Annotated in this window: 12 protein-coding genes; 8 read left to right on the top strand and 4 right to left on the bottom strand. The window is 63.6% G+C overall.

The features are described from left to right. The first annotated feature begins 61 nt into the window (after positions 1-61). Both AC1DEK_RS09625 and AC1DEK_RS09620 read left to right on the top strand, forming a co-directional pair. On the top strand, positions 62-1,702 hold the full coding sequence (locus AC1DEK_RS09625) for a Mur ligase (RefSeq protein WP_478124998.1): 1,641 nt from the start codon (positions 62-64) through the stop codon (positions 1,700-1,702). Between the two features lie 88 nt (positions 1,703-1,790). Next, positions 1,791-2,861: an alpha/beta hydrolase family protein gene (locus tag AC1DEK_RS09620; RefSeq protein ID WP_478124997.1), complete on the top strand. Its 1,071-nt coding sequence runs from the start codon at positions 1,791-1,793 to the stop codon at positions 2,859-2,861. A gap of 363 nt (positions 2,862-3,224) precedes the next feature. On the opposite strand, the gene lysM is transcribed toward AC1DEK_RS09620, so the two are convergent. Beyond that, positions 3,225-3,713 carry a peptidoglycan-binding protein LysM gene (gene lysM / locus AC1DEK_RS09615; RefSeq protein ID WP_478124996.1) on the bottom strand — a complete coding sequence of 163 codons (489 nt, stop codon included), beginning with the start codon at positions 3,711-3,713 and terminating at the stop codon, positions 3,225-3,227. A gap of 121 nt (positions 3,714-3,834) precedes the next feature. Here lysM and AC1DEK_RS09610 point away from each other — a divergent pair, with 121 nt between their 5' ends. Next, the gene (locus tag AC1DEK_RS09610) at positions 3,835-4,608 is read left to right on the top strand and encodes a type III pantothenate kinase (RefSeq protein WP_478124995.1); all 774 of its coding nucleotides are present in this window, start codon (positions 3,835-3,837) and stop codon (positions 4,606-4,608) included. A 32-nt stretch (positions 4,609-4,640) separates the two neighbouring features. On the opposite strand, the gene AC1DEK_RS09605 is transcribed toward AC1DEK_RS09610, so the two are convergent. Continuing rightward, positions 4,641-5,735 (bottom strand): M14 family metallopeptidase, encoded by a 1,095-nt coding sequence (locus AC1DEK_RS09605; RefSeq protein ID WP_478124994.1) that lies wholly within the window; start codon positions 5,733-5,735, stop codon positions 4,641-4,643. Then, positions 5,732-6,943, bottom strand: coding sequence for a M20 aminoacylase family protein (locus AC1DEK_RS09600; RefSeq protein ID WP_478124993.1), 1,212 nt, complete (start codon positions 6,941-6,943; stop codon positions 5,732-5,734). The genes AC1DEK_RS09605 and AC1DEK_RS09600 overlap by 4 nt, the downstream gene beginning before the upstream one ends. A gap of 92 nt (positions 6,944-7,035) precedes the next feature. Between AC1DEK_RS09600 and argE the strand changes: the two genes are divergently transcribed. Continuing rightward, on the top strand, positions 7,036-8,244 hold the full coding sequence (gene argE / locus AC1DEK_RS09595; RefSeq protein ID WP_478125282.1) for an acetylornithine deacetylase: 1,209 nt from the start codon (positions 7,036-7,038) through the stop codon (positions 8,242-8,244). A 79-nt stretch (positions 8,245-8,323) separates the two neighbouring features. Then, on the top strand, positions 8,324-9,547 hold the full coding sequence (locus tag AC1DEK_RS09590) for a DUF445 domain-containing protein (protein ID WP_478124992.1): 1,224 nt from the start codon (positions 8,324-8,326) through the stop codon (positions 9,545-9,547). Positions 9,548-9,569: 22 nt separating this feature from the next. Here AC1DEK_RS09590 and AC1DEK_RS09585 read toward each other — a convergent pair whose 3' ends face one another. Further along, entirely contained in the window at positions 9,570-10,691 is a 1,122-nt protein-coding gene (locus AC1DEK_RS09585) for an ABC transporter substrate-binding protein (protein WP_478124991.1), read from the bottom strand. A 71-nt stretch (positions 10,692-10,762) separates the two neighbouring features. Between AC1DEK_RS09585 and AC1DEK_RS09580 the strand changes: the two genes are divergently transcribed. The 3 genes from AC1DEK_RS09580 to AC1DEK_RS09570 are packed head-to-tail and all read left to right on the top strand — an operon-like array spanning position 10,763 to position 14,311. Then, the gene (locus tag AC1DEK_RS09580; protein ID WP_478124990.1) at positions 10,763-12,835 is read left to right on the top strand and encodes a molybdopterin-containing oxidoreductase family protein; all 2,073 of its coding nucleotides are present in this window, start codon (positions 10,763-10,765) and stop codon (positions 12,833-12,835) included. Then, positions 12,832-13,986, top strand: coding sequence for an aminopeptidase (locus AC1DEK_RS09575; protein ID WP_478124989.1), 1,155 nt, complete (start codon positions 12,832-12,834; stop codon positions 13,984-13,986). Before AC1DEK_RS09580 ends, AC1DEK_RS09575 begins: the two co-directional genes overlap by 4 nt. Then, positions 13,979-14,311, top strand: a complete 333-nt coding sequence (locus tag AC1DEK_RS09570; RefSeq protein ID WP_478124988.1) for a polyhydroxyalkanoic acid system family protein — start codon at positions 13,979-13,981, stop codon at positions 14,309-14,311. The genes AC1DEK_RS09575 and AC1DEK_RS09570 overlap by 8 nt, the downstream gene beginning before the upstream one ends. Positions 14,312-14,320: the final 9 nt, after the last annotated feature.

Here is a 14,320-nt window from a genome sequence, read left to right as displayed (position 1 = left end):
GATCTGGGAAGAATGTCGCCCCGCGTCTTCGAATGGCGAAAGCGACTCCGGCGTGCTCTTCATGTCCGCCTGCACTGCCCATGAGCGCGCCCATGTCGTTGTCGCGCGCAGCAAGCAGTTCGACTATGCCTGGCAGCGCGGCGCGCAACTGTTGAGCAAATGGCAACGTCACACCGCAACGATGCCAATTCTCTGGCTGCGCATCGATGTGGTGCACACGGTGTACCCGATGGACTGGGAGACCTTGACCAAAGGCCTTGCCAGCACTAAGCGCAACTATTTTCGCTTCGGGATCGCCTTCGACGAGGAATTCCGGGTGGCCATGCTTGAGCCGGAGATCGGTGCAAATGCGGTGCTCTACGACAAGTCCAAGAAGGAAGCAACGCCCAATGAGGCCCTCCTCAAGCTCTACGGTCAGCGTCGATTCGGACAGGAACTGAAGTGGCCCAGCCAGCCATGTGATCGCGTTTGGCTGTTTGAAACCCGCGCCGTCTTTACCGATGGCAAGGCGCTGCATCGCGTGGAGCACCAGGGGCGCAACCGCGGTCACCGCCTGTTGCCCGCGTTGGATGCCACGTGCGTGCAAGAGGCGATCACCGCCAGCACGGCCTACCTTGCACGACAGGTCACCGCATCGGGCAAATACCACTACGGGTGGTTTCCTTGTTTCGATCGCCCCGTTCCCTCGTATAACACCCTGCGGCATGCCAGCTCCACCTATGCCCTGCTCGAAGGATGGGAGGTAACGCGCGAGCCGCAACACAAGGTGGCAATCGACAAGGCGCTGGCTCGCCTCTCCGAGCACCTGATCCACCATGTGACGCTCGCTTCGGGTGCGCCGGCCGCGTTCCTTGTGGATACTGGCGACGAAATCAAGCTCGGCGGCAACGCGGTGTGCCTGCTCGCATTCTCGAAGTACACCGAGCTCACCGGCGACACTCAGTACCTGCCATTGCTCGAGCAACTCGCGCTCGGCATCCTTCACATGCAAGATTCGACCACAGGCCGATTCGTGCATGTGCTTCGCTTTCCCGATCTGAGCGTCAAGCAAGAGAACCGGATAATCTACTATGACGGCGAGGCCGCCTTCGGTCTAATGCGGCTGTACGGTCTGACCAAGGATGCTAGGTGGCTCGAAGCGGTGGAGCGGGCCTTTGACTATTTCATTGAAGCCAAGCACTGGCAGGCGCATGACCATTGGCTGAGCTATTGCGTGAATGAGCTCACCCGCTACAAGCCTGAGGCCCGCTACTTCCGCTTCGGGCTGGACAACGTGCGAGACCACCTTGACTTCGTGCTCGATCGCATCACCACGTTTCCGACCTTGCTGGAGTTAATGATGGCGGCCGAGAGGATGATTGGGCGCTTGCAGGACACGTCCTCGCACTCCATACCGGAGCTCTCGCAGCTCCTGGAGGGGTTTGACCTTGACAAGTTCTACCGGGCACTGGAGCAACGCGCCAGGTACCTGATGACCGGTCATTTCTTCCCCGAGCTGGCCATGTTCTTCAAGAACCCCGCCCGCATTGTGGGCAGCTTCTTCATCCGCCACCACGCCTTCAGGGTGCGAATCGACGATGTCGAGCACTACCTGTCGGGATTCGTCGCCTACCTGAAGTATCTCAACGAGCAGCACACGGGTGAAGTTCTGAAGGCGAGGCAAGGCACTCGCGAGACCCCAGTGGTGCCTGTCGAAGCTTGAAGATGCGAGCCCCCCAGGGGGTAGCCAAGAAGAAACGGCGCGCCAAGTGAGGGCGAGCAGGCAAGCGCGTCGGGCCAGAATCAACAACATGCATTCAATCAAAATCCACATGCAACGCTCGTGGCGCGTCGCGCGCTGGAAATTTTCGAAGTTCGTCTTCGTTGCCTTTGGCATCGGGTCACTTTCTGCAGGCAGTCACGGCGATGACAAGCTGCTCGGCCCCTTCGAGAAGCCTCGTCCCAAGGAATTGCTCATCTCCCGTGGCAGCGATCTCTTTGATGTCGCGCAAGCCCTCAACGGTGCCTTAAGCTCCCCGGAACAATGTGCCCACGTGCCCAATGGGATATGGATCGACGTGAAGGACGGCGGCGAGTGCATCAGGTACTACGCTCACGGATTCGGCGACGGCGAAAATCCCGTCGCGCTGGTCTATTTCAGTGGTGACGTGATCCTCAGGACCGCGCGCGGTGCCAGGCACATCAGCAAGAGCTACGCGAAGGCCTCGCCGATGAAGATAGAAAAAGACATGGCTGAGTGGTCAGCCGAGGCGCAGCGTCCCACAATCTTCCTGGCCCGTCCGGGCATCTACGGCTCTTCGGGCGATCACAATCTCAGGCGCAGGCCGCGCGAGATCGAGCTCATGAGCCGTGCGCTGGACATCCTCAAGGCGCGCTTCAAGATCTCCTCGCTCATCTTGGCTGGCCAGTCCGGAGGCGGACAGATCGCGGCCGCCTTGCTCAACCAGCGATCGGACATCGAGGCGGCCGTATTCTCTTCCGGTCTCCTTTCGGTGAAACAGGTCACCGCTTTTTGGGAGTACCGGCGCGAGATTCCCGGCAAGCTTCTGGACGATGCTACGACCTTTTATGACCCGGTCGACGAAATCGACCATATCCGCCGCGACCCCATGCCGGTCATCTACGTGATTTCCGATCCGGAGGATCGCAGTGTTCCTTTTTACAGTCAGCTGTACTACGTGCGTCGCTTGCGCTCCATTGGGTTCAATCCGCACCACGTCTATGCCTATGCTGCGCCGCCTCAGCGACATGTGCTGGGCGATCACGCCAAGCGCGCGGCCGCACTGCTCGCCCGGGGGCAGTCGGAGAAGGAGGTGCGCCGAGCGCTTCAGGAACTTGACTTGCTGCAGGTCAAGCCGTAGGCCACGGCCAGGCAGACCAGGGACACGGCGAAACCATGGCTAATCGTTGAGGCTGTCGGTCCCGCACCACGCCACCGTCACGAAGCTCTCGAACGATCACCGTCGGAACGCGCCAGCCTAGACGTTTGTGAATCAGTGAACTATCAATTCAATGACCGGTATCCGTAACAGTATCCGTAAAGCAGAATAAAAATGTGGAATCGGCTGCGCCTCGTTGAGAACGAAAGTTTGGGTTTTCTTTGCATTGGGGAAATCTGAAAATCCGTTCTCAGCGAAACGCAACTTAGGCCGTTCTCAGCCCCGGGCAGGGGGCAGGCGGCTACGCGAAGTGAGCAAGCCCGGGGGCGAGCTAAAGCTTGCGAGCTAAAGTTTCGGGATCCTGAGCTTCTGCCCCGGATAAATCTTGTCCGGACTGCTCAGCATCGGCTTGTTCGCCTCGAAGATGGCGTTGTACTTGTTGGGATCGCCGTAGTACTTCTTCGAAATCGCAGACAGCGTGTCGCCTCGAACCACGTCGTGGTACTGGGCCGGGTCCGCTGCAGGCGCGGAGAGCTTGTTGTCGACCTGCGTCACATTGGCCACGTTGCCGGCAGCCAGCGATGCTTTTTCACTCGCTTCCTGCGACGGCGCGTTGCCCGAGAGCGTCACGGTGCCGCTCGCCGCCGCGTAAGTCACCTGAAGGCCGGTCAGGCCGAGGTTTTGCGTCTCGATGTACGTCTTGATCGCGTCGGCGGCCTTCTTCTCGGCATCCGGTTCCGGCGCCTGCGCGGGCTGTCCGGCTGGCGCGGCATGTGCGGTGGACCCACCGAACAGCTTTTCTCCCGCTTCCTTGATGAAACTGAGCAAACCCATCGTCTTCTCCTTGCGGCTGGTTGATCGAAGGAATGATTTAAGTGCGGAAGATGGCCCGCAAGCGTAGTCCGCCACCCCATCTGCAGCCTTGCCGGTTGCAAAGTCGTAAATAATCCCGCGCATGGCCTTCCTCGCGATCGACATCGGCAACACCCGCCTCAAGTGGTCCCTCTACGATGCCGCGCGACCCGGAGCAGCGCTGCTCGCGCACGGCGCCGAGTTTCTCGATCACATCGAGCGCCTCGCAGAGGGGGCCTGGGCCGAGCTTCAGGCGCCAGCGTCGATGCTGGGATGCGTCGTGGCCGGCGATGCGGTCCGGCGCCGCGCGGAGGAGCAACTCGTCGAGCGCTTCGATTGCTCGCCGCGGTGGGTGGTCTCCAGCGTCGCCGAGGCGGGTATCGTGAACGGCTACGACCACCCGACACGCCTGGGTGCCGATCGCTGGGTTGCGATGATCGGCGCGCGCCACCGCATGCTGTCGCAAGGCCCGGCACGCCCGATGGTGGTCGTGATGATCGGCACCGCAGTGACGGTCGAGGCGGTCGATGCCAACGGCCGCTTTCTCGGCGGCCTGATTCTTCCAGGGCACGGCATCATGCTGCGCGCGCTCGAATCCGGCACCGCCGGCCTGCACGTGCCCACCGGCGAAGTGCGAGAGTTTCCAACCAACACCAGCGACGCGCTGACCAGCGGCGGCACCTACGCCATCGCAGGCGCGGTCGAACGCATGGTCCAGCACGTGCGGGCGCACTGCGGCGCGGAACCCGTCTGCTACATGACGGGCGGCGCAGGGTGGAAGATGGCGCCAAGCATGAACGGCGAGTTCGAACTGGTCGACAGCCTCATCATGGACGGGCTGCTGGTGATCGCCGAAGAGCGACTGCTACCGAACTGACCCAGCCGTCAAACGGTCAAGCCCTCAAGCAGTCAGGCAGTCAACCCATCCACCGCCTGGAACATGACCTGCCGGGCCTGGCTGATGACCTGCCCCCGCCACGCATCGGAGTCCGTGTAGAAGGCTTCGAGCATGCCCGCATGGATGGAATCGGCCAGCTCGGCCGGCGCCTCCGGATGCTTGTGCAGCCAATGATCCGCGCGCAGCGCCGCCATCACTTCGATCAGCGGCAGCGTGCCGTATTCGAGCGCCATGCCGGTGTACTCGGCTTTTGGGCATTCTTCGTAGATCGCACTCCAGTTGAGCCCGGTCAAGAACGCGGAAGCGGATGAGCCGTCGTAGATCGATGTGACCGGCGTTGCCGGCGAGCCCCACCAGGCATTCGCTCGGTCGTAGGCCTGCTGGTCGTCCCTGCAGGCAAAGATGCGCTCGCCAATGCCGTTGGGCCCCAGGCCCGTGTGCAGATCGACCCACGCCAGCCGGCGTGCGCGCTGGCCGTGCGTGCGCAGCACATCCCGAAAGGTCTTGTTGCTCCACGTCGGCGCGTGGCCGCCGAAGAAGAGGCCGTCCTCGAACTGATATTGCCCGCGTGTGACCGCGGCCTGAAATGCACTGGCGCCGTTCTTCGAAACCCAGGCAGCGATCGCGGCCACGTTTTCCTCGGTCGGCGGCCATGTCTCCGGCAGAAGCAGCGGATGCAGGCTCGCATACGGCTCGTTCACCGGCAGCGGCTGCTCGAAATCGAAGAAGTTGCGGTTCAGGTCGACGTTTTCCTGCGTCACGCGCCGGCCATACGAAAAGCCATGCGGATTGAGCGCATGCACATAAAGCACCGCCACGCCTTGCGCGCGAGCCTTTTCGCGCCACTCGTCGTCGTGCAGCGCAAAGACCTGCACGCCGCTGCCGCTATGGCCTTCGACGCCATGGCAGGCGCTGGTCACGAGCAGCATGCGCTCGGCATCGGGATCGCCGTCGAGCGCGACGTCCATCGCGAGTTCTTCGCCGTCGCGCCCCTTGAGCGGATGCACATGCGAACGCACGGCAAGCCCTGCGTTCGCACAGGCCTGGAGGAATTTCTGTCGCGCGATGAAGTAGCGGGACGCGAAGGCTTCGCCGACAGCGATCATGCTGCGGCCCCCGGCGTGGTTGGCGCATTCAGAAACTGTTCCGCCAATTGCACCCAGCAGGTTGCGCCCAGGGGGATCAGGCTGTCATTGAAGTCGTAGCTTGCGTTGTGCAGCGTGCAGGGGCCGGCGCCGTGGTGCATGTCGCGATGCGTGCCGTCGCCGTTGCCGATGAAGGCATAGGCGCCCGGCTTGGCCTGCAGCATGAAGGAGAAATCCTCGGCCGTCATGGCGGGCTCCTGCAGGAGCACGTTGTCGGCGCCGACGATGCCGCCCATCACGCGGCGCGCGAAGTCGGCTTCGGCCGGCGTGTTGATGGTCGGCGGATAGGTGCGGATGAATTCGAAGTCGCAGCTTGCGCCATGCGCCGCGCAGATGTGCTCGGCAATCTGCTTCATGCGCGACTCGATCAGGTCGAGCACTTCGTGCGTGAAGGTGCGAACGGTGCCGCGGAGTTCTGCGTCGTTGGGCGTCACGGTGGGCGCTTCGCCGGCATGGAACATCGTCACCGAGATGACGCCGGCATCGATCGGCTTCATGTTGCGCGTGAGGATCGTCTGGAAAGCCTGAACCATTTCGCAGGCGATCGGCACTGGATCGATGCTCGTGTGCGGCAGCGCCGCATGGCCGCCCTTGCCGCGCACGACGATGTGAAACTGGTTGCTCGAAGCCATCACCGGCCCGGGGCTCACGGCGAATTGCCCCGCCTTCATGCCCGGCCAGTTGTGCATGCCAAAAACGGCATCCATGGGGAATTGCTCGAAGAGGCCGTCCTTGATCATCTCTCGCGCGCCGCCGCCGCCTTCTTCGGCGGGCTGGAAGATGAGGTAGACGGTGCCGTCGAAGTTCCGGTTCCTGGCCAGATGCTGGGCGGCCGCCAGCAGCATCGCCGTGTGGCCGTCGTGGCCGCAAGCATGCATCTTGCCGTGGTATTTGCTGGCGTGTTCGAAGGTGTTGAGTTCGGTCACGGGGAGGGCGTCCATGTCCGCGCGCAAGCCGACGGCCCGGGTGCTGGTGCCGTTCTTCACGATGCCCACGACCCCCGTGGTGCCGAGGCCGCGGTGGATGGGAATGCCCCATTCGGTGAGCTTGGCCGCTACCACGTCGGCGGTGCGGACTTCCTGGTAGCAGAGTTCTGGGTGGGCGTGCAGGTCACGTCGGACCGCGGCGATACCGGCCGCCTGGGTGACGAGGGAATCGATGAGTTTCATAGGGCAACAGTCTAGGCTTTGCGGGAATGCCCGCAAAGCCCGTGCCTGCCCTGATCAGCGCGCCGGGCCGGACTTCCGGGACAATGGCCGGCATGCCCCATGTGCTTTCCACCCGCAGCCTCGAACTCGCGCAGACGCTCGTGCGCATGAACACCGTGAGCGCCAACAGCAACCTCGAGTTGATCGACTTCGTGCGCGACCATCTTGCCGGCCTGGGCGTGCGCAGCCGCCTCACCTACAACGCCGACAAGACCAAGGCAAACCTGTTCGCCACGTTGGGCGCCGGCAAGCAGGCCGGCGTGATCCTCTCCGGCCACACCGACACCGTGCCTTGGGACGGCCAGGAATGGACCGTCGATCCGCTTTCGGGGACCGTACAGGACTGGCCCCGTGTCGACGCGCATTCCGAGACAGCCATGGTCGAGCCGCGTTTGTACGGACGCGGTTCGGCCGACATGAAGAGCTTCATCGCGGTGGCGCTTGCCAACGCCGAGCGCTTCATCGAAAGCGAGTCGCCCTTTGCGGTCCACTTTGCTTTCAGCTATGACGAAGAAGTCGGCTGTTTCGGCGTGAAGGAACTGATCGCCGACATGAAGGACCAGGGGATCAAGCCGCTGGCCTGCATCATCGGAGAGCCGACGTTGATGGTGCCGGCCATCGCGCACAAGGGCGTCTACCGCTACAAGTGCTGCGTGCGCGGCAAGGAGGCGCATTCGTCCCTCACGCCGCACTCGGTCAATGCGATCGAGATGGCCGCGCGCGTGGTCGGCAAGTTGCGCGACATGGCCGAGGGATTCGAGCGCGAAGAGCGGCGCTACGAGGGCTTCGATGTGCCCTTCAGCACCGCCAGCGTGGGGCAGTTTCATGGCGGCATCGCCGACAACGTGGTGCCGCGCGATGCGGAGTTTCGCTATGAATTCCGCAACCTGCCCACGAGCGACGTGGTGCAGATGCAGAAGGAAATCACCGCCTTCGCGAGCCGCACCGAAACGGCGATGAAGAAGGTTGCGCCCGAAGCCGGCTTCAGCTTCGAGACCATCTGCGAAATCCCGAGCTTCCTGAGCTCGGCGAGCGAGCCCGTGACACGGCTCGCGCAACGGCTTGCCAAGGAGCAGCGCACGACGCTGGTCGCATTCGGCACCGAGGCCGGCATCTTCAGGAATGCCGGTATTCCCACCGTGGTGTGCGGCCCCGGGAGCATCACCCAGGCGCACCAGCCCGACGAATACGTCACGCTCGAGCAGCTCGCGCGCTGCGAAGACTTCCTGCGGGGACTCGCCGCGACGAAGGAGATCCGCTGAGTCCGCCGCCGGGCCGCCCCAAGGCGGACTGCACCCCGCGGCGGGGCAGCGATGACACGCAGTGCGGAGCGTGGGGGTCATGAAAAGAATCGCGCTGGGCTTGCTCTGCGCGGCCGCGCTGCTGTACGTGGCGGCGACGGCGCTCGAATCGCGACATGTGGCCTGGAGCTACGTCGCCGCTTTCGCTGAAGCCGCGATGGTCGGCGCCATTGCCGACTGGTTTGCCGTGGTTGCACTGTTCAGGCACCCGATGGGCCTGCTCATTCCGCACACCGCGATCATCCCGGCCAACAAGGACCGCATCGGCGCCAAACTGGCCGGCTTCATCTGCAACAACTTCCTGAGCACGCAGCAGGTGCTGACCAAGCTGGCGCAGTTCGATCCGGCCTCACGGCTGGCCGATTGGCTTTCGCGCACGGACCGCGCGGAGAAGCTGGCGGAGCATCTGATCGCTGCCGTCAGGTATGGATTGAGCGCCTTCGATGATGCGCGTGTGCGCGACTTCCTCGGGCGCATGGCTTCGGCGGGGCTCGCCCAGGTAGATTTGTCGCGCCTTGCCGGGCAGGCGCTCGACGCACTCACTGCGGACGGCCGGCACCAGACGCTGCTCGACGATGTGCTGGTGCAAGTTGCCGGCATGGTCGAAGGCGATGAAGTCCAGGAGCACATCACCGAAGCCATCGCTCGCGAAATCAAGGCGCTGCGTTATGTGGGCCTGGACCAGGTCGCCGCCAAGCTCGCCACCCGCAAGATCGTGAATGCCGTCGCCCGCACCATCGGCGAAATGGCGGCGGACCCTGCGCATCCGCTGCGCGTGCGTTTCGATGAGTTCATGGCCGGCTTCGTCGAGCGGCTCAAATCAGACCCTGAATTCCGGCGCCGCGGCGAAGTCATGCGTGCCGACTTGCTGGCACACCCCGCGCTGGGCGACTACCTGCACGGCCTGTGGAGCGAACTGCTCGCATGGCTGCACGAGGATCTCGGCAAGAGCGACTCAAGCATTCGCCTGCGCATCGTCGCCATGGCCGGAACGCTCGGCGCGCGCCTGAAGGCGGACGAGGCAATGCGCGTATGGATCAACGAGCAGATTGTGGATGCCGCCCCACGTGCCATCGAGCGCTATCGGGAGGACATCCGCCGCTACATCGTCGAACGTGTCGCCGACTGGAACGTCGACGAGATGACCAATGAACTCGAGCGCCACATCGGCCGCGACCTGCAGTTCATCCGCGTCAACGGAACCCTCGTCGGCGGCCTGGTAGGCCTGGCTATCCACACCGCTACCCAAGTCTGGAAGAGTTGATGGTGAAACAGGTTAGCCCGTATTAAGTCCGTATTTTTCCGTCGGCAGTGATCATCGATAGCTCGACGAACTTCGACGCCACATGATTGCGCGGCGAGAACGACACCTCGAACCCGCCGAACTGCTGGCGATCGATGCCTTCCAGACCCGCGATCAGTCCTTCTCGGCTGGGCTTGCCCGGCGCACGACGCAGCCCTTCGACCAGCACCTTGGCGGCCAGGAAGCCCTCCTGGCTCGAGAAGTTCGCCTGCGCCTTCGAATTGCTCTTGCGCACCGCTTCGCTGAATTCCCGCGTGATGCCATTGGCTGCGTTGTAAGGCGAGGGCACGACCTGTGTGACCACGACGCCTGCGCCTTCCTTGCCGAGTTCGTCCGCCAGCGCCTGCGTGCCCACGAAAGAGACGTTGAAGAAGGTGCCGCCGTAACCCGATTTGCGCGCCTCCCGAATGAAGGCCGCGCAAGATTTGTAGGCGCTGACCTGGACCACGGCGTCTGGCCGGGCCGCGATGATCGTCTTGACCGCCGCGGAGACATTGACCGAGTTGCGCTCGACCGTCGCGAGCGCGGCCGGCTTGAGGTCGAGTTGCGACAGCGCCAGGGTGACGCCGTCGAGACCTGCCTTGCCATAGGCGTCGTTCTGATAGAAGACCGCGATCTTCTTCAGGCCCAGGTTGGTCAGCTGCTTGACGATCAGCGCGGTCTCGTCGTTGTAGGAAGCGCGCAGGTGAAAGACGTTCTTGCGGAACGGCTCCCGCAGCGCCATGGCGCCCGTGAAGGGCGCGATGAAAGGCACCTTGGCGTCCACCGCCAGCGGCAGGGCGGCGAGGCTGGTGGGGGTCCCGATGTAGCCGAACAGCGCGAAGACATCGTCGTCGATCAGCTTCTTGGTGTTTTCCGCGCAACGGTCCGGCTCATAGCCGTCGTCCAGGAACTTGATCTGCACGCTGCGGCTCGACTGCGCGTTGTACTGGTCAAGGAAGAGCTTCGCGCCTTCATAGAACTGAATGCCGAGCTGCGCAGCCGGCCCGGTGAAGGGCGCGGACTGGCCGAGAACGATCGGAACATCGCCCTGAGCCCTGGCGAACTGGAAGCCGGCGAGCGCTGCTGCGCCAGTGGCCACGGAAAACTGTCTGCGATTCAACATCTGATAACCCCCACGCCCGCTTTGTCAGGCGCACAACTTAGACTCGGCCGGTTGCTTTCCCCCACTGATTCATGACTTCCCACTCTCCAGTGCGCGAGGCGCACCCGGTGCATCAAGTGCTCGGCGCATGCCCACATGACTGCCCGGACACTTGCGCGCTCGTCACCACCGTGCAGGACGGTGTCGCCGTCAAGCTGCAGGGCAATCCTGAACACCGGCACACGGCAGGCGTCCTTTGCACCAAGGTCTCGCGCTACATCGAACGCAATGACCACCCGGAACGGCTGGTCCAGCCGCTGAAGCGATCGGGGCCCAAGGGCAGCGGCCGCTTCGAGCCCGTGAGCTGGGACGCTGCGCTGGACGACATTGCCCTGCGTCTGAATGCAATTAGAAGTAACAATCCGGAAAAGATTGTGCCCTACAGTTACGCCGGAACCATGGGTCTGGTGCAGGGCGAATCGATGGATCGTCGTTTTTTTAACAAGCTGGGCGCATCGCTTCTGGACCGCACGATCTGCTCCACCGCCGGTGGTGAAGCCTTAGGTTTTACTTTGGGGGGCAAGGTCGGCATGCGGGTCGAATTTTTCGCCGAAGCGAAGCTGATCCTTATCTGGGGCAGCAACTCGATCGCCAGCAACCTGCATTTCTGGCGCCATGCGCAAGCTGCCAAGCGGGCAGGGGCGCGACTGGTGTGCATCGATCCCCGCAAGACAGAGACCGCGGACAAGTGCGACGAGCACGTGGCCCTGCTGCCGGGCACCGATGCCGCCCTGGCATTTGCGCTGATGCACGAGCTGATCGTGAACGACTGGATCGATCACGACTACATCGAACGCTACACCGTGGGTTGGTCGCAGCTTCGCGAGAGGGCATTGCAGTGGCCTCCGGCCCGGGCAGCCGAAGTGTGCGGCGTGCCCGAAGCGCAGATCGTCGAATTGGCTCGCGCCTATGGAACCACCCGCCCGGCGGCCATCCGCTTGAACTACGGCATGCAGCGCGTACGTGGCGGTGGCAATGCGGCGCGTGCCGTGGCTTGCCTGCCCGCATTGGTGGGCGCATGGCGCGAACGCGCAGGAGGTCTTCTGCTCAGCAGTTCGGGGCTCTTTCCCGTAGACCGCGCAGCGCTGCAGCGACCGGACCTGCTCGCCGGACGGCAGCCGCGCACCATCAACATGACCGCCATCGGCGACGCGTTGCGGGACGATGCGCATCCGATCGAGGCGTTGATCGTCTACAACAGCAACCCGGTCGCAGTCGCCCCCGACTCCGGCAAGGTGGTTGCGGGTTTTGCGCGCGAAGACCTCTTCACCGTCGTGCTCGAACAATTCCAGACCGACACGGCCGACTATGCCGACTATGTGCTGCCGGCCACGACGCAGCTCGAGCACTGGGACATCCATTACAGCTATGGCCACACGGACGTGATGCTGAATCGCCCCGCTGTTGCGCCACGGGGACTGGCGCGTAGCAACACTTGGGTGTTTCGTGAACTCGCCCGGCGAATGGGCTTCGACGAGCCCTGTTTCTCCGATGAAGACGAGACGCTTTGCCGTGCGGCATTCGCAGCTGACGCGGTGGATTTCGACGAATTGCAGGCGCGCGGATTCGCAACGCTGAAGCTGCCCGATGCGCCCTACGCCGAAGGCAACTTCCCAACGCCATCGGGCCGCTGCGAATTCTTCAGCCAACGGCTGGCCGCGATGGGGCAGGACGGCTTGCCCGATCACATTCCCAATTACGAGCCAGCCGGAAGCTCCAAGGAATTCCCGCTCGCGATGATCTCGCCGCCGGCGCGCAACTTCCTCAATTCAAGCTTCGTCAACGTCCGCAGCCTGCGTGCGATCGAAGTCGAGCCTGTGCTCGAAATCAACGAGGCCGATGCCCGCCCGCGCGGTATCAGCGATGGCGCCATCGTGCGTGTCTTCAACCAACGGGGCGAGTACCGCTGCAAAGCCGAGGTTTCGCGCAGGGCTCGTCCGGGGGTGGTGCACGGCCTGGGCATCTGGTGGCGCAAGCTCGGCATGGACGGCACCAACGTCAACCAGCTCACCAGCCAGCGCCTCACGGACATCGGCCGCGGCCCGACTTTCTACGACTGCCTCGTCGAGGTGGAGTCGGTTGCGGAACCCGCGGTCGCGCCATGAAGCGGACTCGGTGGGCACTGCTTGGAGGTGCCGCGATCATCGGCGCGGCAGCGCTGGCGGGATGTGCCGACGTCGGCTACTACTGGCAATCGGCCAGCGGCCATATCGATCTGATGCGCGCAGCGCGCCCAGTGCCCGAATGGATCGAGGACCCGTCCGCATCCAAAGCCCTCAAGTCGAAGCTCGAACTCGCGCAGCGCATTCGCCGCTATGCGGTGACCGAGCTCGATTTGCCCGACAACGCGAGCTACAAGGCCTACGCCGACCTTCATCGCACCGCTGCGCTCTGGAACGTCGTCGCGGCGCCGGCACATTCGCTTCAACTGAAGACCTGGTGCTTCCCGGTCGCCGGTTGCGTCGGGTATCGCGGCTATTACGACGAAGCCGCAGCCAACGCCGAGGCCGCAGTGCTGCGTTCGCAGGGCCTCGAGACGGCGGTCTACCCCGTGCCTGCCTACTCGACGCTCGGCTGGATGAACTGGGCGGGCGGTGACCCACTGCTCTCGACTTTCATCGGCTATCCCGAAGGCGAACTGGCCCGGATCGTGTTTCACGAACTGGCGCACCAGGTGCTGTACGTGTCGGGCGACACCACCTTCAATGAATCCTTCGCGACCGCGGTGGAGCGCATCGGCAGCACGCGCTGGCTCAAGACACAGGCGAGCGAAGCGGCTCGGATCGAATATGCCGAGTTCGATGCACGCCGCCAGGAGTTTCGCGCGCTCACCGCCGAAACCCGCCTTGTGCTGCAGGGCATCTATTCGTCCAAAGAAGCCGAGGCCCACGACTGGGCCGCGGTCGACGCCAAAAAGCAGGCGGCCATGGAAGATTTCCGCAGGCGCTACGCAGCACTTCGGGCCACATGGACCGGCCCTCGGCAGGGCGCCTATGACGCCTGGGTGGCCCGCGCGAACAATGCGGCTTTCGGCGCGCAGGCTGCCTACGACGAACTCGTGCCCGGCTTCGAGGCGTTGTTCGAGCGCGAGGGAGAAGATTGGCCGCGCTTCTACGCAGCCGTCAAGCAACTCGCCGCGATGCCCAAGGCAGCACGCGACCTGGCCCTGAAAACCGCCCCCGCTTCACCCGACCAGCTCATGCAGACTCGTTCCCCTTGCTGCAAGCCCGAACACAACGGAGGCCACGGTGCCTGACATCGACATCGAACGCAATCACACGCTGGGCCTGCCGGCCGCCCGCGCCGTCGCCCGCCAGTGGATGCAGCGCGCCGAACAGGACTACGGCATGGAGTGCAGCTATGCCGAAGGCGAAGCGTGCGACGTGGCCCAGTTCGGGCGCGCGGGCGTCGATGGCAATGTCGAGGTCAGCGCCGACAACATCAAGTTGCGCGCGACGCTGGCTTTTCCGTTCAACAGCTTGAGCGAACAGATCGAACAGCGCCTGCGGGAGAACCTCGACGAGTTGCTCGGCGCCCCTTCGGCGGGGGACAGTGCCCGCAACGAAAAGGATTGGCTGTGAGCCGAACGG

It is taken from the genome of Variovorax sp. 10N420 (genome assembly GCF_056394705.1).
The sequence above is the reverse complement of the archived record's forward strand: the minus strand, read 5'-3'. Positions and strand labels throughout refer to the sequence as shown.

What these genes read in the sequence shown, in the direction of transcription:
- AC1DEK_RS09600 (WP_478124993.1), bottom strand. Translation starts at nt 6,943, where the DNA reads ATGAAACTCATCGATTCCCTCGTCACCCAGGCGGCCGGTATCGCCGCG.
- AC1DEK_RS09610 (WP_478124995.1), top strand. Translation starts at nt 3,835, where the DNA reads ATGGCCTTCCTCGCGATCGACATCGGCAACACCCGCCTCAAGTGGTCC.
- AC1DEK_RS09585 (WP_478124991.1), bottom strand. Translation starts at nt 10,691, where the DNA reads ATGTTGAATCGCAGACAGTTTTCCGTGGCCACTGGCGCAGCAGCGCTC.
- AC1DEK_RS09590 (WP_478124992.1), top strand. Translation starts at nt 8,324, where the DNA reads ATGAAAAGAATCGCGCTGGGCTTGCTCTGCGCGGCCGCGCTGCTGTAC.
- lysM (WP_478124996.1), bottom strand. Translation starts at nt 3,713, where the DNA reads ATGGGTTTGCTCAGTTTCATCAAGGAAGCGGGAGAAAAGCTGTTCGGT.
- AC1DEK_RS09620 (WP_478124997.1), top strand. Translation starts at nt 1,791, where the DNA reads ATGCATTCAATCAAAATCCACATGCAACGCTCGTGGCGCGTCGCGCGC.
- AC1DEK_RS09625 (WP_478124998.1), top strand. Translation starts at nt 62, where the DNA reads ATGTCCGCCTGCACTGCCCATGAGCGCGCCCATGTCGTTGTCGCGCGC.
- AC1DEK_RS09580 (WP_478124990.1), top strand. Translation starts at nt 10,763, where the DNA reads ATGACTTCCCACTCTCCAGTGCGCGAGGCGCACCCGGTGCATCAAGTG.
- argE (WP_478125282.1), top strand. Translation starts at nt 7,036, where the DNA reads ATGCCCCATGTGCTTTCCACCCGCAGCCTCGAACTCGCGCAGACGCTC.
- AC1DEK_RS09605 (WP_478124994.1), bottom strand. Translation starts at nt 5,735, where the DNA reads ATGATCGCTGTCGGCGAAGCCTTCGCGTCCCGCTACTTCATCGCGCGA.
- AC1DEK_RS09575 (WP_478124989.1), top strand. Translation starts at nt 12,832, where the DNA reads ATGAAGCGGACTCGGTGGGCACTGCTTGGAGGTGCCGCGATCATCGGC.